This is a genomic window from Paraburkholderia ginsengiterrae (assembly GCF_001645125.1).
Classification (GTDB): Bacteria; Pseudomonadota; Gammaproteobacteria; order Burkholderiales; family Burkholderiaceae; genus Paraburkholderia; species Paraburkholderia ginsengiterrae.
Genome location: NZ_LXKA01000346.1, coordinates 16,742 through 41,122 on the forward strand (window position 1 = coordinate 16,742; position 24,381 = coordinate 41,122).

Below are 24,381 nucleotides of genomic sequence, written 5' to 3' on the forward strand. Positions count from 1 at the left end.
GTTTCAGGCGTGCGTCAGGCGTCGGCCCAGCGGCGCAGCAGATTGTGATAGATGCCGGTGAGACTCACGACCGTGGCGTCGTTGGCCCCTTTCTCCGCGGCCAGACGCTGCACGTCGTTGTCGAGCTGAAACAGGATGGCGCGCTCGCCGTCGTCGCGCACCATGCTTTGAATCCAGAAGAACGACGCGATCCGCACGCCACGCGTGACCGGGCTCACGTGGTGCAGGCTCGACGCGGGGTAGAGCACCATGTCGCCGGCGGGCAGCTTCACGCGATGCACGCCGTAGGTATCTTCAACGCAAAGTTCGCCGCCGTCGTAAGTATCAGGTTCGGCGAGAAAGAGCGTGGCCGACAGATCGCTGCGAATGCGGAAATCGGTGCCGCGCAATTGACGGATCGCGTTATCGACGTGCGTGCCAAAACCGTCGCCGCCCGCGTAGCGGTTAAAGAGTGGCGGAAAGACTTTCAGCGGCAATGCGGCGGAAAAGAACCGGGGATTGCGCCCGAGCGCGTCCTGAATCGCGTCGCCCACCGCGCGCGCGGCGGCTGAGCCTTCAGGCAGTTGCTGATTGCGCTTGGCATGCGCCGACTGTTCGCCGGAGGTCGCCTTGCCGTCGATCCATTGCGCGGCGTCGAGTATTTCGCGGCATTGCGCGACCTGCTGTTTGTCGAGTACACCCGGCAGATGCAGCATCATGTGCGCGACTCCTGCGTCGGGATGACGAAGGCGTCTGCACGTGCGGCGACATCCGTACCGACGCTGCCAGCGAGCGCCCGAAACGCGCTCACCGGCGAAGCGGCCAGCCACGTCCGCATCTTTCCGATGAACGCAGCGGTCGCGGTATGCGGCACACGCTGCAACCAATCCAACGCGGTGTCGATCTCTCCGCGTTCCGCCAGCAGGCGCGCGTAGTTGAACTGGCCGCGAAAATCGCCGCCTTCCGCGGCGCGACGGTAGTGATCGAGCGCGACCTCGGCGTCCGCATCGACTTCCCAGCCGTCTTCGTAAAAGCTGCCGACCAGGTTGATCGACTTCGCGTGACCGAGTTCGGCAGCGAGCCGGAACCACTGCAATGCCTCGGCGCGATCGCATTCCACGCCGTTGCCGAGCGCCAGCGCCGACGCATAGTTGTACATGCCCCAGTCGAGCCCGGCCCGCGCGGCGAGCCGGTACCAGTACACCGCCACCGGCGCGCACGCGGCGGTGCCCCAGCCATGTTCATAGCACCGGCCGAGCATGTTCATTGCCATCGGATGATCCCGGCGAGCGGCGTGCCTGAACCACGTGAAGGCTTCTTCGGCATTGCGCGGCACGCCGTGGCCGTCGAGCAGATATTGCCCGTACACGGCCTGCGCTTCGACAATGCCGTTGTGCGCCGCGGCCGCCACCCATGCGGCGGCCTCGACAGGCGGCCCGGAAAGAATCGCGGCGAACTCGTCGTGCGACACATTCGCGAGCGCCTTCAACGTCACCTGTTCCATTGCGCGATGCTTAGTAGTGCGCGTTGAGCGTCAGGAACGCGGAACGTCCCGGCGCGATCGACGCGTAGTGAGCCGGATAGGCCTGGTCGTAATACGTGCGGTTAAAGATGTTCTGCACGTTCAGCTGCAGATCGACCTTCTTGTTGATCCGGTACGTCGCCATGCCGTCGAAGCGCCAGTAAGAGGGTACCGCGCGCAGATTCGCCGTATCGCCGTAGACCTGGGACATGTAGAACGCGCCGCCGCCGATCGTGAACTTCGGCAGCACGTCGTAGTTGGTCCACAGGCTGATGCTGTTTTTCGGCGTATTCGGGAACTGGTGGCCGTTATCCGCCGTGTTTTTGCCGTTGTCGCGCAACTCGCTCTTCATGTACGTGTAGCCGCCGAACACTTGCCACTTGTTCGTCAACTGCCCGGCCACGCCGAACTCGAAACCTTGCACGCGCTTGTTGCCGGCCATCGCGTACTCGTTGTTCGGCAGCGTGACGCGCGCGTTGGTCGTGTCGATCTGGAACAGGGCGCCCGTCAATGACAGCTTGTTGTTCAGCACGTTCCACTTGGTGCCGAATTCGACGCTGCGGTTCTTTTCCGGCGCGAGTTGATCCGCGTTCGCGCCGACACCGCCACGGCCCGGCGTCAACGATTGCGTTTCGCTGCCCTGGCCAAGCAGGGCGCCCGCCGGTGTCGACGAGGTCGCGATCGACGCATACACGCTGCCATTCGAAGCCGGCTTGAAGACGAGGCCGAACTGGTAGTTGAACAGCGTATCGTCGCGCGAGGTGCGTTTGCCGCCGTTGGCGACCGTGTTGCGGAAGTCGGTTGAGTAGTCGTCGACGCGCAAGCCGATGTTGGCTTGCCAGCGCTTGGTCAGTTCGATCGTGTCGAACGCGTACACCGATTTCGTGATCGTGCGCTGCTCGCTCGGATCGTTCGCCTGGGCGACTGAACCTGCCCACGGATCGTTCGGATTCGGCGCCCACAGGCTCGTGCAGTTATAGCCCGAGGCCGCGCCAATGCCCTTGGTCTTGCAGATTGCGCCGGTCGCGGCCGCCACGAGGTACGAATCGTTCACGCTGGTTTCGCGCGACACTTCGAGGCCGGTGGTGAAACTGTGCTTCAGGAAACCTGTCTTGAACTCGCCGAACAGTTCGGTCTGGTTCGCGAGGCTATAGACGTCGCTCGCCCGCGTATTCGCGCGGCGCCACACCATGCCGTTCACCACGTTGCCCTGGCTGTCGTCCGGCTGGGTCCAGATGTAGTCCTGAGTCGATTTCGTATAGCGCGTGGTGTTGCGGATCGTCAGATTGCTGTTGATGTCATGCTCGATTCGCACCGTGCCGACATCCGACGTGGTCTTGCGGAAATCGCGGTCGATCAGGCCGTAGAAGTTGTGACGGTCCACGTTGGCCGGATAGATCGTGCTGACGCTGGCCGGCTTGTTGGTGGTTGTGTAGAGGTACGGAATACCGCTGTCGGGCAGGTCATCGGTCGAGAGATGGTAGTAGCTCGCCGTGACGCGCGTCGGCGTGCCGAGGCCGTAGGTGAACGACGGCGCGATGCCCCAGCGTTCGTTGTTGACCGCGTCGCGGCCGGCCACGTCGTTGTTGTGGCTCATCACATTCAGGCGGAATGCCGCGTGATCGGCCATCTGCCAGTTGCCGTCGGCGGTGAAGCGGCGGTAACGGTCGGTGCCGAGGCCCGCGCTGCCGTCGGCGGAATTGCCGAGATGCGGGGTCTTGGTGATCAGGTTGATGCTGCCGCCCGCGCCGCCGCGTCCGCCATAGGCGCCGTCCGAACCCTTGGTGACTTCGATGCTTTCGATGTTGAACACTTCTCGCGTGGTGGCGCCGATGTCGCGCATGCCGTCGACGAAGGTGCTGCCCTGCGCGTCGTAGCCGCGAATGAACGGCCGGTCGCCGAGCGGATTGCCTCCTTCGCCCGCGCCGAAAGTAATGCCCGGCACCGTGCGCAGCGCCTCGGTCAAGGTCGACGCCCCGGTGCTGTGGATCAGCTCCTGCGGAATCACGGTCACCGACTTCGGCGTGTCGACCAGCGGCGCGGTGAATTTGACCGACGCCGACTGATCCGTTTTGAAGCCGTGGTCCGCCTCGCTCTGAACGGCGATCGGCGCGAGCTGGCTTTCCTTGTCGGGCGGCGCCGCGCTCGCCGTGCCCTGGGCGAGGGCGGGGCCGGCAGCCAACATGCTGCACAGTGTCGTGCTGATTTTGCCGAGCTTGGGTTCGTCGGACCGCAACTTCATGTCTATCCCCGTCGAGTTCTGGTGACCGGGCAGATATCGCGAACCTTACCCGGAAATTCCATGTTTATTACAAAATGTTTGCGGCATGCATTCTATGCAATCAAGTTGTAATTGAGAAGCGTTCTCAACAAAAAATATCGAGACGGGTGTGGGCGTGACAGAGCGATCTCAGCGAGTTGATGTAAAAATAGCTGAAAATGGGTGTGGAATGATGGTGGTTGACGGCGTTTTGACGATGATTTCGAGCCGCTGGTCGGGCGACCGAGCGTGCGTTGCCGGCTTTCTTCCGCCGGCGCGCGACTAGAACCGCTCCACCCTGAACGGATGCGGGTCCACGACGGTTGCTTCACCGGTAATCATCTCGGCGATCAGACGCCCGGTTATCGGACCCAGCGTCAGCCCGTGATGCGAGTGGCCGAACGCAAACCACAAGCCCGGGTGGCGCCGCGCGGGCCCGATGATCGGCAGCATGTCCGCCGTGCACGGCCGCCGGCCCATCCAGGCTTCGTCGTCGAGACGGTTGGCGAGAGGGAACAGCGCGCGGGCAATCGGCTCGACCGCGGCGAGTTGCGTCGGCGTTTTGGGCGCGTCGCACTCGGCGATTTCCGCGCCTGTCGTCAAGCGGATGCCGCGCGCCATCGGCGCGAGCAGGTAGCCGTTTTCGACGTCGAGCACCGGATGATTCAGACGCGCGGTCCCTTGTGGCGCGTAGTGCATGTGATAGCCGCGTTTCACCGCGAGCGGCAGGCGGTAGCCGAGGCGCGCACTCGCACGATCCGACCACGGACCCAACGCCACGACAACGGACGGCGCCGAGATCGTTCCCGCTTCCGTATCGACCGCCCAGCCTTCACGCAGCGTGTCCGCGTCGCCGATGAAAAAGCGCCCGCCCAGCGCTTCAAAATGCTTCGCGTAGGCCGTGACGAGCGCGTTCGGATCGCTCACGGAATCGGAGGCCGGAAAATACAGGCCGCCTTTCAAGGTCTTGTCGAGATCGGGTTCCATCTGCCGCAGGCGAGCGGGGTCGAGCGATTCGCACTCGACGCCGTATTCCCGATGCCACCGCTCGACAACCCGTGTCTCCGCGTCGAGGCAGGACTCGGTGCGAAATACCTTCATCCAGCCGATCGGGCGTAAGAGTGCGCTTGCATCGGCGTCGGCGGCCAGCGCGCGATGCTCGCTCACGCAATGTTCGATCAGCGTCGCGTACGACTTCGCAAGGGCGGCGTGTCGCGCTGGATGCGAGTTGCGCCAGTATTGCCACAGGAATGGGGCGGTCTTGAGGATGGCATCGGCGTGGTAGCGCACGTCCAGCGACTGGTTGCGCGCGTAGCGAAGCAACGTGCCGAGGTCGCGTGGAAACGCATAGGGATACACGCCTTCACGCTGGATCAGCCCGGCATTGCCGAACGACGTCTCGTTGCCGGGCAGCTTGCGATCGACCAGCGCGACCTGGCGGCCGCGCTTCTGCAGATGCACGGCGACGCACACGCCGACAATTCCCGCACCGAGCACAACGGTATCGAATTTCATTCTGGTTATAGGCCTTGCCTGAGGTCGCTTCGTCTGAGCACAGCCTTGAAGTGTGTCCATGAGTGGCGGCGCTGTCCAGTCCATCCAGGACGGTCCTGAGGCGCGCCGGCCGCGTTGAGAAAACGCTTGCGCGCAGGCCATGAATTGGGCGTCAGATGCCTAGGCGCCGTCAGCGTGTAAACTGCTGACTTTTTTGTGATATCGGTGGTATGTTGCAAGCCCCCCAGCGCACAGCTCTCAGTGGCCCGGCGCTCATCCGCTTACTGGCTCGCCTCGCGGATGTCGATGTTCCCGAATCCAGGCAATCGCTCTCGGACCGGCTCAGCCAGTGGCTCGGCTGGACCGACGCCATTGCGCTGTCCTCGGCGCTGAACAGCAATCCGACTGCCGTCGCCGCGCACGCGCGCGCGTTCGGCAGCGCGGAGGAGGACGCGTGCGTGCGCGTGCGTGACGCGTTGGCGCAGACCATTACGGGCAAGAGCGGTTCTGCCGCCGACCGGCGGCGCGTGTCCGGACACGGGTTGGTCAGGACCGCGTCCCGGACTGCGCCCGTCGAGGAAGTGGCCGATTTTGCGGTGTTTCGCCAGCGCTACCTGACCATCCAGCAGTCGATGGAGACGGACATTGGCAATCTGCGCGGCCGCCTGCGGAGCATGCTGGCCGCCAGAACGCCGGCCATGGCGCGGCTCGCGGTGGTGGACGCCGTCATGGAGCGGGCGCTGAGCGAGCGTGAGCGGAGTCTGCTGGCGTCGGTGCCCGTACTGCTCGCCGGACACTTCGAGCGCCTGCGCGAAGCGGAGCAGACGGCGCTGGCCGCCGCGGAAGCCTCGGGCGATGCCGCGCCCGACGCGACGGTCGCGCCCGGTACATGGCAGGAGACGTTCCGCAAGGATATGCAGAGCGTGCTGCTGGCCGAACTGGAAGTTCGTTTTCAACCGGTCGAAGGGTTGCTCGCCGCCCTTCGCACCTGCTAATTGGGACACCATGTCCAGATATCGTATTGAATTCGTTGTGTTTTTGGCAGGTTTGGCCGCAGTGTGCTGGATCGCCGCCGGCTACCTTGGTTCGAACCCGCTGGCGTTGGCCGTTACCTTGCTGATCGGCGTCTGCTATCTGAGCGGTGCGCTTGAATTGCACCGCTACAGCCAGGCCACCGGCACGCTCACGCGCGCCGTGACGGACCTGGCCGGGCCGCCGCCGAGTCTCGCCGCGTGGCTCGAGCCCTTGCATCCGAGCCTGCGCAACGCGGCGCGTCTGCGTGTCGAGGGCGAGCGCGTGGCCTTGGCCGGCCCGGCGCTCACGCCGTATCTGGTTGGCCTGCTGGTGCTGCTGGGCATGCTCGGGACGCTGCTCGGCATGGTCGCGACGCTGCGCGGCACCGGGGCGGCGCTGGAAAGCGCGACGGACCTGCAGGCGATCCGCGCGTCGCTGGCCGCCCCGGTCAAAGGGCTCGGTTTTGCGTTCGGCACTTCGATTGCCGGCGTGGCCACTTCCGCGATGCTGGGGCTGCTGTCGGCGCTGTGCCGGCGCGAACGCATGCAGGCGGCGCAGATGCTCGACGTCAAGATCGCGACGACCTTGCGCGTCTACTCGCAGTCCCATCAGCGCGAGGAATCTTTCCGGCTCCTGCAGCGCCAGGCCGAGGTGATGCCCACGCTGGTCGACCGTCTGCAAACGATGGTGGCGGCAATCGAGCGTCAGGGCCTTGCCGCGAGCGAGCAGCAGGCGGCCAGCCAGGATGCTTTCCACAACAAGGCGGAGGCCGCTTTCACGCGTCTCGCGAGTTCGGTTGAACAGTCGTTGAAGGCGAGTGTGGCCGACAGCACGCGCGCGGCCGGCGCGGCGCTCCAGCCGGTCATGGAAGCCACGATGGCAGGTCTCGCGCGCGAGACCACCGCGATGCACGGCACTGTCACGCACGCCGTGCAGCAGCAGTTGGACGGATTGACGAGCGGCTTTGAGGCGGCGACGTCGAACGTCGCGGAGATCTGGAACCAGGCCCTGGCGGGTCACCGGCGTGCGAGCGAGGAACTGGCGCAGCATTTGCGCGCCTCGCTGGACGGCTTTACGGAAACGTTCGAACAGCGTTCGGCCGGTTTGCTGGACGGAGTCTCAGCCCGTCTTGATGCTACGGCCGATAGCGTGTCGAAGGCGTGGCACGAGGCGCTGTCGAGACAGGAGAGCGTCGGCGAAAAGCTGGCGGCAGGTAATCAGCAAGCACTGGCGGAAGCCGCGGCAACTTTTGAACGGCATTCGGCTGCTGCGGCGGCGACTTTCGAGCAGCACGTGGCGACGACAGCGACGACCTTCGGGCAGCAAGCGGCGACGACCGCTGCGACTCTGGAGCAGCACGTAGCGACGACTGCAGCGACCCTTGAGCAGCATTCCGCGGCAGCCGCTGCGGCCTTCGAAAAACATGCGACGTCGGCTGCGGCAGCCTTCGAACAACATTCAACCGCTGCTGCTGCGACTTTCGAGCAGCACTCGACCGCTGCTGCGGCGACCTTCGGGGAGCATTCGACTGCGGCTGCGGCGACCTTCGGGGAGCATTCGGCTGCGGCTGTGGCGACCTTCGGGCAGCATTCTGCTGCAGCCGCTGCGGCGTTCGAGCAGCATTCGACAGCTGCTGTGGCGACTTTTGGCCAGTATTCGAGCACGGCTGCTGCGGCCTTCGAGCAACACGCGGCGTCGCTGCTGCGCGGCGTGAATCAGTCGCACGCGGATTTGCAGGCGGCGCTGGCCTCGAAGGACGAAGCGCGGCTTGCTGTCTGGACCGAGACCCTCGGTGCGACCGCCGCGACGTTGAGCCAGGAATGGGAGCAAGTGGGCGCGCGCACCGCGAGCCGTCAACAGGACATCTGCGACACGCTGGCACAAACCGCGCGCGATATCTCGGCTCAGACGCAGGCGCACGCGAGCGAAACGATGGCCGAGATCGGCCGGATCGTGGAGGTCGCGGCGCAAGCTCAGCAGGCCGCGGCGAATCTGCAGGCAGAACTCGCTGCGAAGGACGAAGCACGCCTCGCCGCATGGACCGGGGCGCTCGATGCGATGGCCTCTGGCTTGAACGAGGCATGGGAACAGGCAGGCGCGCGCACCGCGAGCCGCCAGCAGGAAATCTGCGAGACGCTCGCGCAAACCGCGCGTGATATTTCGGCTCAGACGCAGACCCATGCGAGCGCGACGATCGCCGAAATCGGGCAACTCGTGCAGGCGGCTTCGGAAGCACCCAAGGCGGCCGCCGAAGTCGTGGCCGAACTGCGTCAGAAGCTGTCCGACAGCATGGTGCGCGACACGGCGATGCTGCAGGAGCGCAGCCGTTTGCTGGAAACGCTGGAAACCCTGCTCGACGCGGTCAATCATGCGTCCACCGAGCAGCGCACGGCGGTGGATGCGCTGGTCGCCACATCGGCGGATCTGCTCGAGCGCGTGGGTACGCGATTCACGGACCACGTCGAGCACGAAACCGGCAAGCTCGGCGCAGTTGCCGCGCAAGTCACCAGCAGCGCCGTGGAAGTGGCGAGCCTTGGAGAAGCGTTCGGCGGCGCCGTGCAAGTGTTCGGCGAATCGAACGACAAGCTGGTGGCGCATCTGCAGCGTATCGAAACCGCGCTCGACAAATCCCTCGCGCGCAGTGACGAGCAGCTTGCGTACTACGTCGCGCAAGCGCGGGAAGTCATTGACCTGAGCGTGATGTCGCAGAAGCAGATTGTCGAAAACCTGCAGCAGCTCGCCGCCGGCCGGCGTGCGTCAGCCGGAGTTGAAGCCGCATGACCGAGGACATCGACGGCGGCGTGGAGCCGGCCGCACCGATATGGCCGGTCTTCGGCGATCTGATGTCGGTGCTGTTGGGCGCGTTCGTGCTGATCCTGGTCGGCGTGATCGGCGTGCAACTGGAACTCTCGAGCAAGCTGGAGCAGGAGGTCAAACAGCGTCAGCTGGAAACGCAGCGCCGCAAGACGCTGGAGCAGGCGCTGGCCGGGCCGCTTGCGGCCGGGCGCGTGACGCTGGTGAACGGGCGTATCGGTATCAGCGGCAACGTGCTGTTCGCGCTGAACTCGGATCAACTGCAGCCGCAAGGCCGGGATCTGCTGAAGAGCCTCGCCGGGCCGCTCTCCGCGTATTTGCAGACCAACGACGAAATCCTGATGGTGAGCGGTTTTACTGACGATCAGCGTCTGCGGGAAGGCAACCGGCGCTTTGCCGACAACTGGGAACTGTCGGCGCAGCGAGCGTTGACCGTGACGCGCGCGTTGATCGACGACGGTGTGCCCGCATCGTCGCTCTTTGCAGCCGCGTTTGGCTCCGGGCAGCCTGTGAGTTCGAATGCCGACGAGCAGGGCCGCGCCAAAAACCGCCGCGTGGAAATCGCGCCGGTCCCGAGGCCGTCCACCGCAGCGGTGAAACCTCATGAGTGACCACGGCCGCGATGTGGCGAGCGAAGCCCGTGCAACGCTCGACGCCTGGCACGAGCGCGGCGCCGATCGTCTGGATCCCGTCCGTTTTCATTTCATCGAGGCGCTGGAGCGACGCACGGCCGGCCACAGCGGCGAGGCGCGGCGCATCCTCGACGAGCGCTTGTCCGCACTGCTCGAAACGTATGCGGACAATCTCGAAGGCGCGGCATTGGCAACGGAAGAATCCACGGTCCCCGCGGATTCCGCGGAGAGCGCGGCGTTGTCGACTGATGAGCCCGCAACGGCAACGCTGGCAGGCTTGCTCGACTACATGGCGAGCCGCGCTCACGACGTGCCTGCGGCCAACGGCTTGCCGCGCGCCGCGTCGTATCCGGAACTGGCCGCGCTCGATGACTTCAGGCAGATGTGGTCGAAAGTCCGCGCCGAGAAGCAGATGCGCCAGTCGCTGGAGCAGGTGCCGGGCAACACCGGTCCGCTCAACTCGAGCAGCCTCGTGCACCGTGCGCTTTCGCTGATGAGCGAGTTGTCGCCGGGTTATCTCACGCAGTTTCTGGGCTACGTCGACGCGTTATCGTGGCTGGACCAGATGAATGGTGGCGCCGCCCCAACGGGCAAGGACGCACCACGGGCCGTCAGCGCCGGCAGGAGTGCGCGCGGCAAGGCGCGCTAGCGTCATCCATACGCCGGGCCATGAATGAATGCCCGGCGTCTCTTCCTGCGCGGCAGGCCACGCTCAATCGAAATCGAATACGTCGAAGATCGAGCGTTTTTTGCGCTGCGTTCCATATCCCGTTCCATGATCGCCGTGCCCGCGGTTGCGGTCGTATGAATGGTCCCGGTCACGGTGGCCCTCGCGGTTTGCACGCATGGCAGCGGACGTGTCGGGATGCGCGGCGTCCTGCGCTATCAGCTTGTCGAGTTCGCCGCGATCGAGCCACACGCCGCGGCAATCCGGGCAGTAGTCGATTTCAATCGAGCGGCGCTCGGTCATCAGCAAGTCAGTCGTCTTGCAAACAGGGCATTTCATGATGTCGCTCCTCAAGGGTACAAAGACATCGGGCACGCGATCCGGCGAGGTGCCCGATCCGGAATAAATCATTTCGTACTGCTGGTCAGCACGCCCGTGCCGGCCACGCGTTTCGATTTCGCGCGGCGCACCAGCAGGTTCATCGCCTCGACGAATGCGGAGAACGCCATTGCCACGTAGATGTAGGCCTTGGGTACATGCGAGCCGAAGCCCTCCGCAATGAGCGTCATGCCGATCACGAGCAGGAAGCTGAGTGCGAGCGTGACGATGGTCGGGTTGCGATCGATAAAGCGCGACAGCGGCTGGGCAGCGAACAGCATCACCATGACCGCGCTGATCACCGCGACGAACATGATCGGCATGTGATCGGTCATGCCGACTGCAGTGATGATGCTGTCGACCGAAAACACGATATCGAGCAACAGGATCTGGCCGATCGCGGCCGCCACCGTCAATTGAGCCGTCGTGGTTGCCTTGCCCTGTGCTTCTTCCGCGTGCATCACGTGATGGTGCATTTCACACGTCGCCTTCCAGACAAGGAACAGGCCGCCGCCGAGCAGCACCAGATCGCGCCATGAGAACGCGTGGCCGAAGAGCGTGACGGCGGGCGCGGTCAACTGCGCGATCCATGCCACCGTGCCGAGCAGGCCAAGCCGCAGAACCAGCGCGAGCATGATGCCAAGGCGCTGCGTGTGAGCGCGCTGTGCCTCCGGCAGCTTGTTGCTGAGGATCGAAATGAAAATCAGGTTGTCGATGCCGAGCACGATTTCCATCACGACCAGCGTGAGGAGCGCGGCCCATGCGGCAGGATCGGCGATGAGAGTGAGCAGGGAGTCCATGGTGTCCGTCAGCGAAGGAATGGTGGTGCGTTGCAATAGCGTTATGATCGCCGACTGGATGCTTCGAATAAATCAGTGATAATCTGATCAACATATCGTTTTTTTCGACATATCGCGCCATGCTCAACTATCGCCATCTGTACTATTTCTGGATCGTCGTGAAGGAGGGCGGCTTTGCGCGCGCGGCCGAGCGCCTCGACATGGCCGTTCAAACCATCAGCGCGCAGGTGCGCGAGCTGGAAAAGTCGATCGGACGCCAGTTGCTGAAACCGGCTGGGCGCGGCGTCACGATGACGGAAGCCGGCGAGTCGGCATTCAATCGTGCGGAGCAGATTTTTCAGCTCGGCGAGGCGCTGCTCGACGAGCTGCGCGAGGCGGGCGGGGAAGGCGTGGCGCGGCTCGCCGTGGGGCTGTCCGACGGTATTTCGAAGCTGGCGGCGCACGCGCTCCTTGCGCCGGTGCTCGATACGCCGTCGCTCAGGCTCCTGTGTCACGAAGGCGAGCATGCCGAATTGATGTCCGAACTCGCGCTGCATCGGCTCGATCTGGTGCTCGCCTGCCAGCCGGCGCCGCATAACGCGGACCTGCGCGTGATCAGTCAGCGCATTGCCGGCTCACCGGTCGACTGGTATGGCCCGGCGGAGATTGTCCGCAAGGCCGCCCGAGCAGGTTTTCCGCAGTGTCTCGCGGACATCCCCGTGCTACTGCCGACCCGGCACGCGGCGTTGCGCGCGCGGCTCGACCGGTGGTTCGAGACGCACGGTATCCGGCCAAGCATTGTCGGCGAGTTCGAGGATAGCGCGCTGATGGCGGTATTCGCCGCGCGCGGCCTCGGTGTGTTTCCCCTTGCGGAACTGGGCGCGGAGGACCTGTCGCTGTTGCGGGGCTTGCGCTGGCTCGGCCGCGCGGATGGCGTGATCGAGGAGATCCACGCCATCCGCTCGCGCCGCGGCCAACATCATGCGCTGGCTTCTCAGGTGGTGGCCGGCGCGCGCCTGTAACCGCGCAGCGCGTGTGAAGAGAGGCCCTGCCGGCTGGTGGACGGTGTCAGGTTGGGCCCCCATGCGTTCAACACGGCGGCGAGCAGGGCGATTTCGCCATCCGCCAGATAGTCGTCAGCGACCGCCACGGCCACGCACAGGCGAATGACTTTGCGGCGCAACGCCGGATCGTCGATTTCGCCAATCAGGGTGTCGAGCATGGTTGCATCGGGATGACCCATCGGCGGCGCGAGCGACATTTGCGCGACCGAGCGGTCCTCGCACAGCGTCTGCACGATCTGCGCGAATTGCTCCGGCGCAAGACCGAGTTCGCCGGCAATGTTCAACTTCTCCAGCAGGCGCTCTTCCGAACTGCACACATGGCCGTCGGCCGTGATGGCCAGCGCCACGATGCGTGCGGCGGCTTGAGGGCTATTGCGCGGATAGGTTCGCATGATCGGGATCCTTAAGCGGACAATGTCCGTAGTGAAGATGGATCCCAGTCTGCGGCAGGTTGTGAGTCGGATAAATCTGCTAATTGTGGATGAACAGTTCGGAAAAAACGAAGTATCGGGAATGGGCCATTCTTCGGATCGCTCCGTAGCGACACGAATCAGGCCCAAGCGCCGGGTTCGCGCGTCATTGCGTGGGTGTGGCCTGCATGGCCGGTTGGTTGTTCATGAGCGCGCTCTTTTGGGCTGCATGCATGGCGGCGACTTTTCTCTCCGCTTCCTGAATGTCGGCAGGATAGTCACCGTCATCGCCCTGAGACGCGTTATACCCGACGGCCTCCAGTTCTTCGAGTTCATGCCGCACTTCCGCACGCGTGACCTGATGGGGGGCGGGGGCGGAAGACGACGCTTGCGCGTACACGCCGGTCGAGGTGATCAGCAGTGCGGCGCTGACCATGAGCGCACGCGAGATGGTCCGGACTGCGAGCGGGTTCTGCGAGATCAGTTTCATGTCGATACTCCTCAATATGCGAGCGCATGTTCGAACTCGATTGAAGTCGACAGCAACACGCTCTGCATCGGTAAACCCCGAGTGCGGCCTGGTTATTCCCGGAATCGTCGCGCCGGGACGCGGCGGTGCGCACCGGTTGGCGAACGGGAATAAACGGGCAGGAGCGGTGGTTATACAGACGTGAGGAAACGAATTGAGGTGATCAAAATGGACATTATCGACATGGCGCGTGAGTCGGGGATGGCGGTTGTTCTCAATGCCAGAATCGGCCGTGAGGAATACCACAGCGTGTGCGGTTCGCTGTCCGCCTTGCAAAAATTCGCCGAAGCCGTACGCCAAAGCACGGCGAATCACGCGTCGGGCCGCAAGCGCCGGGACCGGTCCGCGCGTTCCGTCTGACATGATGCGACCACGCAACGTTGCCGAGGGGGCCTTAGGCACGTTGCTATCATCCGGAAAGCGGCGTTCGATGTCATCGCGCGACGGCACTCGCGGCTGCGGCCGCGCGCGTTCAAACACAGGGACTTTGCCATGCACACTCTGCTGCGCCGTTTCCAGTTCATCTCAGGCGTGGTTCTGCTGATCTATCTCTTTCTGCATCTGGTCAATCATGCATTGGGGATCTGGTCGCTGGATCTCGCCGGACACGGCCTGACGCTGGCGCTACGGCTGTGGCATAGCGTGCCTGGCACGGTGCTTCTCTACGGCGCGGCGCTGATGCATTTTTCGCTGGCGCTGCGTACCATCTACGGCCGCCGCCATTGGGCGTTGCCGCTCACGGAATGGGTTCGGCTCTGGGCGGGATTGAGCCTCCCTCTGCTGCTGATCCGGCATGCGGTCGCGACCCGTCTCGCCGCGTCTCTTTACGGCTTCGAGCCCAACTACGAGCGCATTGTGATATCGCTCATCACGAGCGGCACGCAAGGCTTGCAGCTTGCGCTGCTCGCGCCGGGCTGGTTGCACGGTTGTCTTGGACTCTGGCTGCGCATGCGCCACCACGCCTGGGTGCGTCGCGCGAAACCGGTGCTCGTTGCGTTCCTGGTCCTGTTGCCGCTGCTGTCCGCCGCGGGTTTCGTGCGCATGAAGCAAGCTGTCATGGCAATCAACGCCGGCCCGCTGCACCCCGATCCCAAGCTGGTCTCGCACCAGGTCGCGCTCGATACGTGGCGCCACGACATTCTGATGCTGTACCTGTCGCTGCTGATAAGCGCGCTCGTAGCCGGTCAGTTGCGCAACTGGCTGGAACGCCGGCAATTACGCAAGCAAACGCGGAGTCTTACGGCGCCGCGTCGCTCGGATTGTTGAAGCCCATGGACACGACGCACTCCGTGAAGTATTCCGCGGTCGCGCTGAACACATGGTCCTTGCGATACATCAGGCTCACGGTCAGTTCGGGCAAGTGTGCGTCGGTGGCGAGGCGCGTCAACATGCCTGAGCGGACGTGCTCGTCGAGAAGGAAGTCGGGCCACACGCTCACCACGCCGGGCTCGCCGGCGAGTTTTGGGTAGAGCCGCTGCGAGGTGCAGACACTGACACGTTGCGGCTCCTGAGCCGGGCGGCCGCCGCACAATTGCGACCAGAATTCCGGCCAGCTTTCCCGCGTATGGTTGTAGAGCCAGCGGTCGCGCGACAGAACGTCGAGCCGGGTTTCGCCGGCGAGCGGATCGCCGCTGCGCACGGCGAGCGATTGTGTCCGCACCGCGACGGGGTCCACCTGGAATTCCGCCGTCACGTCCCGCTGTGCGACGGCGGCGACGCAAAGATCGAATGTGCCGTCGCGCAGACCGTCGGTGATCTGCCTCGGCTGACATTCGTACACGTTGACCAGCGAATCGGGAAACCGGCGCCGGAATGCCTGAATCGCCGCGGGCACGGCGATCGATGCCGCAAGCAGCGACACGCCGATCGACAGCGTGCGCTCCGACGACGACTTCATGTCCTTCAGTTCCTGCTCGGCGCGGGCAATTTCCGCGACCACCCGGCGCGCCCGGTGCAGCAGCGCTTCCCCGTACGGCGTGAGCCGGACGCCGGCGCCGCTGCGTACGAGGAGCTGCACCCCCAGGCGCGTCTCGAGTTCCTTCACGCTCTTCGTCACCGCGGGCTGCGACAGATTCAATGCCTCAGCGGCGGCCATGAGCGTGCCGTGTTCGGCAATGGCGACGAGCATCCGTAGCTGGGTCGTTTTCATGACTGAGGGCGCCATAAGCTTTCGCTATGGCCATAAGGAATTGGAAATCGATCTGCCCGCGCAATCGCTAGCATGGGTGCCTCATGAGCGCCGTGTCGGCGCGCAAAGTATACAGGGAGGCACCGGGCATGCAGCATACCGAAGCGGAGATCGCGGAACTGGTCGCGTTACGCCGCGATATCCACGCCAACCCCGAGACGGCATTCGACGAAACGCGCACCAGTGAACTGGTGGCCGCCAAACTGCGGGCGTGGGACATCGAGACGCATACGGGAATCGGCAGCACCGGTGTGGTCGGTGTGATTCACGGAAGGCTTGGCCCCGGCCGCTCGATCGCATTGCGCGCGGACATGGACGCGCTGCCGATGCAGGAAGAAGGCATGCCTTTGCATCGTTCGTTGCGCAACGGCGTATTTCACGGCTGCGGACACGACGGGCACACGGCGATGCTGCTCGGCGCCGCGCGCCACTTCAGCAAGCATCGCGAGTTTCACGGCACGCTCGTGCTGGTGTTCCAGCCCGCGGAAGAAACCGGCGGCGGCGCGAACGCCATGCTCGCGGACGGCCTCGAAACGCGCTTCCCGTTCGACGAAATCTATGCCATGCACAACGCGCCGCATTTCTCGCCGGGCACCTTCGGTGTCAGGGACGGCGCGATGCTCGCCTCCTGCGACGAACTGCGCATCGAAGTCACCGGCGTTGGCGGACATGGCTCCTCGCCCGAAAAGACGATCGACCCGATTGCCGCCGCCGCGCAATTGATCTGCGCCTTGCAAACCGTGGTGAGCCGCTCGGTCGATCCGAGCGCGATGGCGGTGCTGAGCATCGGCAGCATTCACGCCGGCACGACGTCGAATGTGATTCCCGCCCATGCCTCGCTCACCGGCACGCTGCGCACCTTCGACGAGAGCATTCGGTCGCTCGCGAAAAGCCGCATCGAAACCATTTGCGCGGGCGTGGCGAAGGCGACCGGCTGCGCAATCAGCATCGAGTTCTACGGCAGCTCGCCGGCGACGATCAACCATCGTGAGCAGGCGGACGCGGCGGCTCGCGCGGCGCAGACGGTGTTCGGCGCGGCCAACGTGCTGCGCGAATTCGCACCGCTCAACGGTTCGGAAGACTTCTCCGAGTTCCTGCTGCGCCGCCCGGGCGCCTACGTTCTGCTGGGGCAGGGCGGCGTTTATTGCCACCACCCTGAATTCGATTTCAACGACGACGTATTGCCGCTTGGTGTGCGCTTCTTCGTTGCATTGGCCGAGCAGCGTCTCGCGGCCTGAACACTTCACACACTTTCTGGATCGCTCTCATGAATCTTGTAACGCGCCTTGTGGGCGCGGCCTTTGCTGCGTCCGCCGCCGTCGCCCTTGCACTGCCTGTCAACACGTTTGCCGCGGATACGGCAACCCTGCGCTTCGGCACCGACGCCGCCTATCCGCCGTATGAATACAAATTGCCGGATGGCAAGCTCGCCGGACTCGAGATCGACATCGACAACGCGATTTGCGCGGCGGCCAACCGGAAATGCGAGTTTGTCGTCGGCAGTTTTGATGGACTGATTGCAGGGCTGCAGTCGCGCAAGTTCGATGCGATTGCCGCTGCATTGGCGCCGACTGCCGCGCGCCGCGCCGTAATGGATTTCACGGTGCCCGTGTATCCGGCGGATATTCGCCTGGTGGCGGCCAAATCCGCGAAGCTGGCGCCGACTGCCGCGGCGCTCGCCGGCAAACGCGTCGGCGTGCTGCAAGGCTCGACGCAGGCGAATTTCGCCAAGGCGAATTGGGCGGATCACGGCGTGACGATTGCCGAGTATCAGGATCAGGACAGCGCGTACGCCGATCTCCAGACCGGACGCCTCGACGCCACGCTCGTACTTGGCCCGGCTGCGCAAGCAGGCTTTCTCAGCAAACCCCAGGGCGCCGGGTTCGCGTTCGCCGGAGACCGCATTCAGGATCCCGCGATTCTCGGCGCCAGCAGCGTGATCGGCGTACGCAAGGGCGACACGAAGACGCTCGAGATGCTCAACGCCGCGCTAAAGAAAATACACGACGACGGCACGGTCGACCGGCTGATGCGCAAGTACCTCGGCGCCGACGCGGTAACGCAATGACGCGCGCGGCACCTCGTGATGCGGCCGGGCCGCCCGTCACATAGGGACGCCTGCGGAGTTGGACCTGGCGGTCACCGGCAGTTCGAAGCAGAACGTCGTTCCCGTTCCCGCGTGCTCGACCAGGCGTATCTGACTGTGATGCAGTTGCAGCATGCGGTGGACGATCAGCAAGCCGAGTCCGCCGCCTCGATGCGCGCCGCCGGAGCTGAAGGGCCGCTCGAACAGGCCCGCGCGCTGGTCCGGCGGAATGCCGGGGCCGGTGTCGCTCACCGTGACCGATACCTTGCCGTCCTTATGCGCAAGATCGACTTCGATTGACCCTTCGGCGGGCGTGTGGCGAATCGCGTTGTCGAGCAGGTTCGTCAGCACGCGTTCGATCATGCCCAGGTCGGCCGTGACGTTCGGCAGGCGTGGCGGAATGCCGGCCCGCAACTGGATGTGCCGCGCCTCGGCCGGCAACTCGAATTTCTGGAAAACGTCCTGCACCAGATCGACCAGCGAGAATGGTTCGAGAGCGGGTTGCACATTGCCGTGCTCGAGCCTCGCCAGTTCGAACAGGCTTTGCGCGAGCCGCCCCACCTTGACGCTCTGTGCGAGCGCGATCGCCAGATAGCGTTTGCGCTCCGCTTCGCCCAGCGTGTCGGATTTCAGCGACAGCGTCTCCAGGTAGCCGTGCAGCGAGGTCAGCGGGGTGCGCAAGTCGTGGGAAATATTGGCGATCAGCTCGCGCCGCTGCTGGTCTTGCCGCGTCAGCGCGCGCCATTGTTCGCCGATGCGGTTCGCCATCTGCGCGAACGTGGCTTCGAGCACGGCAATTTCGTCGCCCCGTCCGGCAGGCGATGAACGCGGCACGTTCGGCTGGGTGTCAGGCTCGCCCTCCGCATCGAAGCGGCGCATGGCTTCAGTGAGGCGGCGCAGCGGCCGCGTGATCAGGCCGAATGCCATCAGGCCCGCAATCAATCCCAGCAGCGCGACCAGCGCCATGGACCACAACGTGGTGCGCAGCACCGAGCTGGCCGCCACGCGTGCAGCGAGCGCGTCATGTTCTTCGCCAAGCAGAACCACATACACATAGCCGGACGGCGGCTGCCCGCTCAGTTGCAGCGGCGCGGCGCTGAACACCTTTTTGCCGGCGACGCTGCGCGGATCGTCGCCGAGAATGGGTAGCGCCTCGCCCGCAATGAATTGCCGGATCGGCTCGAGGTCCACCCGTTCGCGTTTGACGTGCCCGGCGGGCGCGTCGTCGCCCTCGATGCGCCCTTGATTGTCGAGCAGATAGACCTCGACGCTGGGGTTCACTCTCATCAGCTGGCCGAACAGCTGCCGGACCGCGTCGGGCCGCAGACCGTTGGCGTCCATGAGCGACGTGCGGTGGGCAATGTGGTCGGCGAGATTGCGCGACAGACTCTGGATGACCTCTTTCTCGTGCAGATCGCTCGAACGGATTTGCAGGTAGGCCGACGCGCCGCAGCAGGCCAGCAGGAGCACGGAAAAAACCAGCGAAAGCCGCTGGGTCAGCGTCAGGTTCACGATGCGTCCTTCGGTGCGCCGGCGGGCGTGGGCGTCTCGCCGGGCACGGCGAGCTTGTAGCCGCGTCCCCAGACAGTCAGGATGCGCTCGGGCTGCGCCGGGTCGGCCTCGATCTTCGCGCGCAGCCGGTTGATATGGGTGTTGACGGTGTGTTCGTAGCCCTCGTGCTGATAGCCCCACACCGCATTGAGCAGATCCATTCGTGAGAAGACTTTGCCGGGATGCTGCGCAAAGTAGTACAGCAGGTCGAATTCGCGCGGCGTGAGTTCGATCGGCTGGTCGTCGACGGCGGCCTCGCGCGTGAGCGGATCGATCGACAGCCCGGCGATCCGCAGACTGCCGGCTTCGATCCGGGAATCTTTCGCCATGGCGTCGACGCGGCGCAGCAGCGCTTTCACGCGCGCCACGAGTTCGAGCACCGAGAACGGTTTGGCGAGGTAGTCGTCCGCGCCCAGTTCGAGGCCGAGAATCCGGTGAACTTCACTCGAACGCGCGCTGGTGATGATGATGGGCGTGTAGCGCGTCATCGCGCGGGCGCGCCGGCAGATTTCCAGCCCGTCCACGCCCGGCAGCATCAGATCGAGAATCAGCGCGTCCCAGCCGCCTTGCTCCAGCAGGCGCAGCCCTTCGTTGCCGTCGGCGCTGTGCACGACTTCATAGCGTTCGTCGCGCAGATGAAGACTCAGCACGTTGGCGATGTCGACATCGTCTTCGACGATCAGGATGCGCTTCGAATGGTCCATGGTTGGCTTCCGCCGTGGTTTGGGGGCGTGGATCGGCGCAAGGGCACGGCGCTGCCAGCGGCCCCTGCGGCCATGCCGCCATTGTGCAAAATTTTCCGGCGGCGAGTTATCACAAATAATTTAACTTTTCGTGAGGACTTCGACATCCACGGCGCTCTAGGATGTGGCCACTTTCCACACTAACCGTATCAACCGACCCTGACCGAACGCCTGGAGCCGACATGTTACTCATTGTTCTTGCCTATCTTGGCGGCGCTCTCACGATTCTCAGCCCGTGCATCCTGCCGGTGCTGCCGTTCGTGTTCGCGCGTGCCGATCAGCCTTTCGTGCGCAGCGGCCTGCCGTTGCTGGCCGGCATGGCGCTGACGTTTGCCCTCGTCGCAACGCTTGCCGCTGTGGGCGGCGGCTGGGTCACCCAGGCCAATCAGTATGGCCGCTGGGTCGCCATCGTGTTGCTCGCGGTGTTCGGCTTGTCGTTACTGCTGCCGCGCTTCGCTGATTATCTGATGCGTCCGCTGGTGAGCGCGGGCAACCGCCTGTCCAACTTTGCGCAGGCCGATGGTCAGCAGGTCCGCGCGGGTTCCTCGTTTCTGCTCGGGATCGCCACCGGCCTGCTGTGGGCGCCGTGCGCCGGTCCGATTCTCGGCCTCGTGCTGACCGGCGCGGCGCTGCGTGGCGCGAGCATCGGCACGACCTTGCTGCTGGCGGCTTACGCGGCTGGTGCGGCTACTTCGCTGGCGATTGCGCTGCTGATCGGCGGGAAGGTGTTTGCGGCGATGAAGCGCTCGCTGGGCGCGGGGGAATGGATTCGCCGCGGCATCGGCGCGGCGATGCTGGGTGGCGTGGTGGCGATCGCGCTGGGTGTCGATACGGGCCTGCTCACGCGTGTCTCGACCGTCGCGACCGGCGGTATCGAGCAGAAACTCGTCGATAAGCTCGCGCCGAAGGGGACTCCGGGCAAGCCGCCAGTCGCAGCTGATCCGGCCGATACGTCTGCTACGTCTGCTACGTCCGCTACACCGGACAGCGGTGCGATGACGAACGCCAACGCTGCGGCAAACCCGCCGGTCGACGCCGCTCCGGTTGCCACCGCAACGTCCGGCGGCGCGATGATCCGCACCGCCGCCGAAGCGGCACCGCTGCCGGTCGAAGGCGTGTTGCCGCCGCTGGACGGTGCGGTTCAATGGCTGAATTCGCAGCCGCTCACGTTGCAGGATTTGCGCGGCAAGGTTGTGCTGGTCGATTTCTGGACGTACTCGTGCATCAACTGTTTGCGCACGCTGCCGTATGTCAAAGCGTGGGCGCAGAAGTACAAGGATCAAGGGCTCGTGGTAATCGGCGTGCATGCGCCGGAATTCGCGTTCGAGCGCAATATCGACAACGTTAAGAAGGCCACGCATGACCTCGGCGTCGACTATCCGGTCGCCATCGACAACAACTACGCGATCTGGCGCGCGCTGAACAACCAGTACTGGCCGGCACACTATTTCGTCGATGCGAAAGGGCAGATCCGCTATCACCATTTTGGCGAAGGCGATTATGCGGAGTCCGAAAAGGTGATCCAGCAACTGCTGGCCGAAGCGGGCCATGCGGGCGCCTCGAAGGTCGCAATCGGGCTTGGCAACGCCAGCGCGCAGGGCGTGCAGGCCGCCGCGGACGAAGCCGACATTCAATCGCAGGAGACTTACATCGGGTACGACCGGGCGGAGAACTTCGCGTCGCCCGGTGGCGAAGTGCAGGACAAGGCGCACACCTATGCGGCACCGTCGCAGCCTGCTGTCAACGACTGGGGGCTGGCCGGCTCCTGGAACGTCGGCGCGGAGCATGCCACGCTGGTGAATGCGTCCGGACGTATCGTGTATCGCTTTCATGCGCGCGACCTGCATCTGGTGCTGGGTCCGGGCGCGGATGGCAAGCCGGTGCGGTTTCGCGTGAGCGTCGACGGTGCCGCGCCTGGCGCCGCGCACGGTGCCGATGTTGCCGCCGACGGCAGCGGCACGGTGACCGGGCAGCGTCTGTATCAACTGGTGCGGCAAACCGGCGACGTCACGGACCACACGTTCTCGATCGAGTTCTTGGACCCGGGCGTGCAGGCCTTTGCCTTCACGTTCGGATAAGCCGGTGCGCACGGCCCGGCTCAACCCTCACTGACCTTAAGGACTGACCATGCGTACGATATTCACCAGCACCGCGCCGCTGAAGAAGCGCTTTTCCGTCGCGCGGCTCACGGGCCTCGTTGCCGTTGCTTTGAGCGTCGTGGCTGCACAGCATCTGGCCCATTCGGCGGAAGCAGCCACCAAAATTCCTCCTCCCGCGCAGGACGAAAAGGCCGGCGCGGCGCACAGTGAAACGGCGGTGTTCGCGGGTGGCTGCTTCTGGGGCGTGCAGGGCGTGTTCGAGCACGTACGCGGCGTGCGTCAGGTCGCTTCGGGCTACACCGGCGGCGCGGCCTCCACGGCGCAATACGAAACGGTTAGCGAGGGCGATACGGGACACGCGGAGTCGGTGCAGATCACCTACGATCCGACGCAGATCACGTATGGACGCCTGCTGCAGATATTCTTCTCAGTCGCACACAACCCGACCGAGTTGAACCGTCAGGGACCTGACGAGGGCACGCAGTATCGCTCGGCGATTTTTCCCGTGAACGCGGCGCAGCGCGATATCGCCCAATCGTATATCGCGCAGATCGACAAAGCGCATGTGTTCGGCGGGCCGGTAGTGACGCGCGTGGAGAACTTCAAAGGCTTCTATCCGGCCGAAAACTACCATCAGAACTTCCTCGCGCTGCATCCGGACTATCCGTATATCGCGATCAACGATCTGCCGAAAGTGACCGATCTGAAGAAGATGTTCCCGGATCTGTATCGCAACGATCCGGTGTTGCTCGCGACCACTGCACGGTAACGCATGCGGTTTTGTCAGTCCGGAGTCAGTGCCGGATCATTTGTATTAATATTATTTAAACAGCCAGCAAATGATGGATGGCCCGAATATTGGCTATCCACTGACAAATCAAAGATTTGCCTTTTCTTCGGCCACGTGAGGCAGAGTCGTTCCATTCGGCGGCATTTGGAAAACCTTCCGGCACGCCTTACCAAACATTTCCGCTCTTATCACTTATCGCCCTGGCAGGCCGCCACGTTACACGGATGAAACGTTTATAATTTGTCTGCCAAAAACCTCTGTAATTAGTACCGGATGCAATTCGGAATCGTGCCAGCCGGGTAATGGTTACGTCAGTGGGTTAAGTCAGTGGCCATTGCGCAGTTGCGGGTAATATTTTCCTGTATCTGGTGGAATGGGGTTCAATGGCACGCTTTAAAGCGCAGCGTAACGAAAGCGAAGAAATTAGGGTGATTATTCGGCATCCTCAATTCATTCGGTGAATGCGTTGCGCCGCAATTTGCTTGTCAAAATGGGTTTGTCAAATATGGGCGGCGCCGGTTTGTCAGCGCGTGCCTTATCAGGTTTATCGCGTTACGTCGTCGGCATGGTTTGAACCCTCTCGGGGTGTCTACCCCGGTTGCGCGCCAGGAGAATCGCCTGGCACGGGCCGGGAAGCCGACTGACTTTTTCAGGCAGTGGGAATGTCCGTTCGAGCGTCGCTACGTGCCACGCCCGGTGATCTCCCTTGCGGATTTTGCTGTGTGATCGCTAACGGTGTGTGTCGAGCGGTCTTTATGCAAGATTATAGTAAGTTATCCGTAATAAATAAGTGGTGGCAGACACCACATCAGCAATGAACGTGTTCAGCGCGTTCTCTGGTTGACCTCTCTCTATTCAATAACGCCAAGGCGGGACGACGGTGATCGATCTCGCTGAATTCTCGGGGAAAACCTGTTCACAGCGATATATACGGACAATGACGAGATATTTGAAACTACTAGGCGTGGCGTCGGCGACTGTGCTGGCATCGTTTGCCGCGGAAAACGCGCAGGCTCAGGCGAGCACCATCACTGTCGGCGGCCAGCAATACAAGTTGTGCGCGCAAGAGAATGGCAATTGTTCCTTTCTTGGAACCGCCTCGGTCGTGTTCGGTGCGGTTCCGCCCAACGCGCCGTCGGTGATGCTGACCGCTCCGCAGACATTTAGCAATGGCGTGGGCTGCTATGTCGGCGCGGTTTCGTCGACTGATCCTGCATATGGCTACGATAAGGCGTGCTGGCTGAAGGCAGTGGCCGCAACGCCGACGCCGGCTCCTACGCCGACTCCGGCTCCAACCCCGACGCCGACGCCAACACCCACGCCGACGCCGACGCCGACTCCCACGCCGGCCCCAGCACCGACGCCCACCCCGACTCCGGCAC

22 protein-coding genes and 1 pseudogene are annotated in these 24,381 nt (G+C 63.9%); 12 read left to right on the forward strand and 11 right to left on the reverse strand.

Annotation, left to right across the window (positions count from 1 at the left end):
- Positions 1-14: 14 nt before the first annotated feature.
- From A6V37_RS29640 to A6V37_RS29655, 4 genes are all read right to left on the reverse strand, one after another.
- The gene (locus tag A6V37_RS29640; protein WP_064270158.1) at positions 15-698 is read right to left on the reverse strand and encodes a Fe2+-dependent dioxygenase; all 684 of its coding nucleotides are present in this window, start codon (positions 696-698) and stop codon (positions 15-17) included.
- The gene (locus tag A6V37_RS29645) at positions 695-1,483 is read right to left on the reverse strand and encodes a tetratricopeptide repeat protein (protein ID WP_064270159.1); all 789 of its coding nucleotides are present in this window, start codon (positions 1,481-1,483) and stop codon (positions 695-697) included. Before A6V37_RS29645 ends, A6V37_RS29640 begins: the two co-directional genes overlap by 4 nt.
- A gap of 10 nt (positions 1,484-1,493) precedes the next feature.
- Positions 1,494-3,743 carry a TonB-dependent receptor gene (locus tag A6V37_RS29650; protein ID WP_064270160.1) on the reverse strand — a complete coding sequence of 750 codons (2,250 nt, stop codon included), beginning with the start codon at positions 3,741-3,743 and terminating at the stop codon, positions 1,494-1,496.
- 300 nt (positions 3,744-4,043) lie between these two features.
- Positions 4,044-5,276: an NAD(P)/FAD-dependent oxidoreductase gene (locus A6V37_RS29655; RefSeq protein WP_064270161.1), complete on the reverse strand. Its 1,233-nt coding sequence runs from the start codon at positions 5,274-5,276 to the stop codon at positions 4,044-4,046.
- 209 nt (positions 5,277-5,485) lie between these two features.
- Here A6V37_RS29655 and A6V37_RS29660 point away from each other — a divergent pair, with 209 nt between their 5' ends.
- Genes A6V37_RS29660 through A6V37_RS29675 form a run of 4 tightly spaced genes read left to right on the forward strand, consistent with a single transcriptional unit; the run spans position 5,486 to position 10,364 of the window.
- Positions 5,486-6,250 (forward strand): DUF3348 domain-containing protein, encoded by a 765-nt coding sequence (locus A6V37_RS29660; RefSeq protein ID WP_064270162.1) that lies wholly within the window; start codon positions 5,486-5,488, stop codon positions 6,248-6,250.
- 10 nt (positions 6,251-6,260) lie between these two features.
- Positions 6,261-9,050, forward strand: coding sequence for a DUF802 domain-containing protein (locus A6V37_RS29665; RefSeq protein WP_064270163.1), 2,790 nt, complete (start codon positions 6,261-6,263; stop codon positions 9,048-9,050).
- Positions 9,047-9,694, forward strand: a complete 648-nt coding sequence (locus A6V37_RS29670; protein WP_064270164.1) for an OmpA family protein — start codon at positions 9,047-9,049, stop codon at positions 9,692-9,694. The genes A6V37_RS29665 and A6V37_RS29670 overlap by 4 nt, the downstream gene beginning before the upstream one ends.
- Complete coding sequence (locus tag A6V37_RS29675) at positions 9,687-10,364, forward strand: DUF2894 domain-containing protein (RefSeq protein ID WP_064270165.1); 678 nt, start codon at positions 9,687-9,689, stop codon at positions 10,362-10,364. Before A6V37_RS29670 ends, A6V37_RS29675 begins: the two co-directional genes overlap by 8 nt.
- A 63-nt stretch (positions 10,365-10,427) precedes the next feature.
- Here the strand turns inward: A6V37_RS29675 and A6V37_RS29680 are convergent, their stop codons facing one another.
- Positions 10,428-10,721, reverse strand: coding sequence for a TFIIB-type zinc ribbon-containing protein (locus tag A6V37_RS29680; protein ID WP_064270177.1), 294 nt, complete (start codon positions 10,719-10,721; stop codon positions 10,428-10,430).
- Positions 10,722-10,789: 68 nt separating this feature from the next.
- Positions 10,790-11,560 (reverse strand): TerC family protein, encoded by a 771-nt coding sequence (locus A6V37_RS29685; protein ID WP_064270178.1) that lies wholly within the window; start codon positions 11,558-11,560, stop codon positions 10,790-10,792.
- Positions 11,561-11,679: 119 nt separating this feature from the next.
- Here A6V37_RS29685 and A6V37_RS29690 point away from each other — a divergent pair, with 119 nt between their 5' ends.
- Positions 11,680-12,561: a LysR family transcriptional regulator gene (locus A6V37_RS29690; RefSeq protein ID WP_064270166.1), complete on the forward strand. Its 882-nt coding sequence runs from the start codon at positions 11,680-11,682 to the stop codon at positions 12,559-12,561.
- On the opposite strand, the gene A6V37_RS29695 is transcribed toward A6V37_RS29690, so the two are convergent.
- Together A6V37_RS29695 and A6V37_RS29700 are read right to left on the reverse strand one after the other, a co-directional pair.
- Positions 12,534-12,995 (reverse strand): TerB family tellurite resistance protein, encoded by a 462-nt coding sequence (locus A6V37_RS29695; protein ID WP_064270167.1) that lies wholly within the window; start codon positions 12,993-12,995, stop codon positions 12,534-12,536. The two genes, A6V37_RS29690 and A6V37_RS29695, sit on opposite strands and share 28 nt — an antisense overlap.
- Positions 12,996-13,179: 184 nt before the next feature.
- Positions 13,180-13,503 carry a DUF4148 domain-containing protein gene (locus tag A6V37_RS29700; RefSeq protein WP_064270168.1) on the reverse strand — a complete coding sequence of 108 codons (324 nt, stop codon included), beginning with the start codon at positions 13,501-13,503 and terminating at the stop codon, positions 13,180-13,182.
- A 207-nt stretch (positions 13,504-13,710) separates the two neighbouring features.
- Between A6V37_RS29700 and A6V37_RS29705 the strand changes: the two genes are divergently transcribed.
- Both A6V37_RS29705 and A6V37_RS29710 read left to right on the forward strand, forming a co-directional pair.
- Positions 13,711-13,902: a hypothetical protein gene (locus A6V37_RS29705; RefSeq protein ID WP_064270169.1), complete on the forward strand. Its 192-nt coding sequence runs from the start codon at positions 13,711-13,713 to the stop codon at positions 13,900-13,902.
- Between the two features lie 132 nt (positions 13,903-14,034).
- Positions 14,035-14,808, forward strand: coding sequence for a hypothetical protein (locus A6V37_RS29710; protein ID WP_064270170.1), 774 nt, complete (start codon positions 14,035-14,037; stop codon positions 14,806-14,808).
- Here A6V37_RS29710 and A6V37_RS29715 read toward each other — a convergent pair.
- Positions 14,780-15,691, reverse strand: a complete 912-nt coding sequence (locus tag A6V37_RS29715) for a LysR family transcriptional regulator (RefSeq protein ID WP_165614471.1) — start codon at positions 15,689-15,691, stop codon at positions 14,780-14,782. The genes A6V37_RS29710 and A6V37_RS29715 overlap by 29 nt on opposite strands.
- Before the next feature lie 128 nt (positions 15,692-15,819).
- Between A6V37_RS29715 and A6V37_RS29720 the strand changes: the two genes are divergently transcribed.
- Both A6V37_RS29720 and A6V37_RS29725 read left to right on the forward strand, forming a co-directional pair.
- The gene (locus A6V37_RS29720; RefSeq protein ID WP_064286607.1) at positions 15,820-16,968 is read left to right on the forward strand and encodes a M20 aminoacylase family protein; all 1,149 of its coding nucleotides are present in this window, start codon (positions 15,820-15,822) and stop codon (positions 16,966-16,968) included.
- A 29-nt stretch (positions 16,969-16,997) separates the two neighbouring features.
- Entirely contained in the window at positions 16,998-17,798 is an 801-nt protein-coding gene (locus A6V37_RS29725; RefSeq protein WP_064270172.1) for a transporter substrate-binding domain-containing protein, read from the forward strand.
- A gap of 36 nt (positions 17,799-17,834) precedes the next feature.
- On the opposite strand, the gene A6V37_RS29730 is transcribed toward A6V37_RS29725, so the two are convergent.
- Complete coding sequence (locus A6V37_RS29730) at positions 17,835-19,328, reverse strand: sensor histidine kinase (protein WP_075643579.1); 1,494 nt, start codon at positions 19,326-19,328, stop codon at positions 17,835-17,837.
- Positions 19,325-20,071, reverse strand: a complete 747-nt coding sequence (locus A6V37_RS29735) for a response regulator transcription factor (protein WP_064286605.1) — start codon at positions 20,069-20,071, stop codon at positions 19,325-19,327. Before A6V37_RS29735 ends, A6V37_RS29730 begins: the two co-directional genes overlap by 4 nt.
- Positions 20,072-20,292: 221 nt before the next feature.
- Here A6V37_RS29735 and A6V37_RS29740 point away from each other — a divergent pair, with 221 nt between their 5' ends.
- The 3 genes and pseudogenes from A6V37_RS29740 to A6V37_RS42625 form a co-directional block, all read left to right on the forward strand.
- Entirely contained in the window at positions 20,293-22,188 is a 1,896-nt protein-coding gene (locus tag A6V37_RS29740) for a cytochrome c biogenesis protein DipZ (protein WP_064270174.1), read from the forward strand.
- Positions 22,189-22,237: 49 nt separating this feature from the next.
- Positions 22,238-22,978, forward strand: coding sequence for a peptide-methionine (S)-S-oxide reductase MsrA (gene msrA / locus A6V37_RS29745; RefSeq protein ID WP_082902801.1), 741 nt, complete (start codon positions 22,238-22,240; stop codon positions 22,976-22,978).
- 958 nt (positions 22,979-23,936) lie between these two features.
- Positions 23,937-24,381, forward strand: a pseudogene (locus tag A6V37_RS42625) (hypothetical protein); the annotation flags it as partial.

Excerpts from the sequence above, each read along its gene's own strand:
- A6V37_RS29685 (WP_064270178.1), bottom strand. The coding sequence starts at position 11,560 with ATGGACTCCCTGCTCACTCTCATCGCCGATCCTGCCGCATGGGCCGCG.
- A6V37_RS29680 (WP_064270177.1), bottom strand. The coding sequence starts at position 10,721 with ATGAAATGCCCTGTTTGCAAGACGACTGACTTGCTGATGACCGAGCGC.
- msrA (WP_082902801.1), top strand. The coding sequence starts at position 22,238 with ATGCGTACGATATTCACCAGCACCGCGCCGCTGAAGAAGCGCTTTTCC.
- A6V37_RS29675 (WP_064270165.1), top strand. The coding sequence starts at position 9,687 with ATGAGTGACCACGGCCGCGATGTGGCGAGCGAAGCCCGTGCAACGCTC.
- A6V37_RS29710 (WP_064270170.1), top strand. The coding sequence starts at position 14,035 with ATGCACACTCTGCTGCGCCGTTTCCAGTTCATCTCAGGCGTGGTTCTG.
- A6V37_RS29665 (WP_064270163.1), top strand. The coding sequence starts at position 6,261 with ATGTCCAGATATCGTATTGAATTCGTTGTGTTTTTGGCAGGTTTGGCC.
- A6V37_RS29670 (WP_064270164.1), top strand. The coding sequence starts at position 9,047 with ATGACCGAGGACATCGACGGCGGCGTGGAGCCGGCCGCACCGATATGG.
- A6V37_RS29640 (WP_064270158.1), bottom strand. The coding sequence starts at position 698 with ATGATGCTGCATCTGCCGGGTGTACTCGACAAACAGCAGGTCGCGCAA.
- A6V37_RS29705 (WP_064270169.1), top strand. The coding sequence starts at position 13,711 with ATGGACATTATCGACATGGCGCGTGAGTCGGGGATGGCGGTTGTTCTC.
- A6V37_RS29655 (WP_064270161.1), bottom strand. The coding sequence starts at position 5,276 with ATGAAATTCGATACCGTTGTGCTCGGTGCGGGAATTGTCGGCGTGTGC.
- A6V37_RS29690 (WP_064270166.1), top strand. The coding sequence starts at position 11,680 with ATGCTCAACTATCGCCATCTGTACTATTTCTGGATCGTCGTGAAGGAG.
- A6V37_RS29715 (WP_165614471.1), bottom strand. The coding sequence starts at position 15,691 with ATGAAAACGACCCAGCTACGGATGCTCGTCGCCATTGCCGAACACGGC.
- A6V37_RS29700 (WP_064270168.1), bottom strand. The coding sequence starts at position 13,503 with ATGAAACTGATCTCGCAGAACCCGCTCGCAGTCCGGACCATCTCGCGT.
- A6V37_RS29725 (WP_064270172.1), top strand. The coding sequence starts at position 16,998 with ATGAATCTTGTAACGCGCCTTGTGGGCGCGGCCTTTGCTGCGTCCGCC.
- A6V37_RS29695 (WP_064270167.1), bottom strand. The coding sequence starts at position 12,995 with ATGCGAACCTATCCGCGCAATAGCCCTCAAGCCGCCGCACGCATCGTG.
- A6V37_RS29645 (WP_064270159.1), bottom strand. The coding sequence starts at position 1,483 with ATGGAACAGGTGACGTTGAAGGCGCTCGCGAATGTGTCGCACGACGAG.
- A6V37_RS29650 (WP_064270160.1), bottom strand. The coding sequence starts at position 3,743 with ATGAAGTTGCGGTCCGACGAACCCAAGCTCGGCAAAATCAGCACGACA.
- A6V37_RS29735 (WP_064286605.1), bottom strand. The coding sequence starts at position 20,071 with ATGGACCATTCGAAGCGCATCCTGATCGTCGAAGACGATGTCGACATC.
- A6V37_RS29660 (WP_064270162.1), top strand. The coding sequence starts at position 5,486 with ATGTTGCAAGCCCCCCAGCGCACAGCTCTCAGTGGCCCGGCGCTCATC.
- A6V37_RS29720 (WP_064286607.1), top strand. The coding sequence starts at position 15,820 with ATGCAGCATACCGAAGCGGAGATCGCGGAACTGGTCGCGTTACGCCGC.
- A6V37_RS29740 (WP_064270174.1), top strand. The coding sequence starts at position 20,293 with ATGTTACTCATTGTTCTTGCCTATCTTGGCGGCGCTCTCACGATTCTC.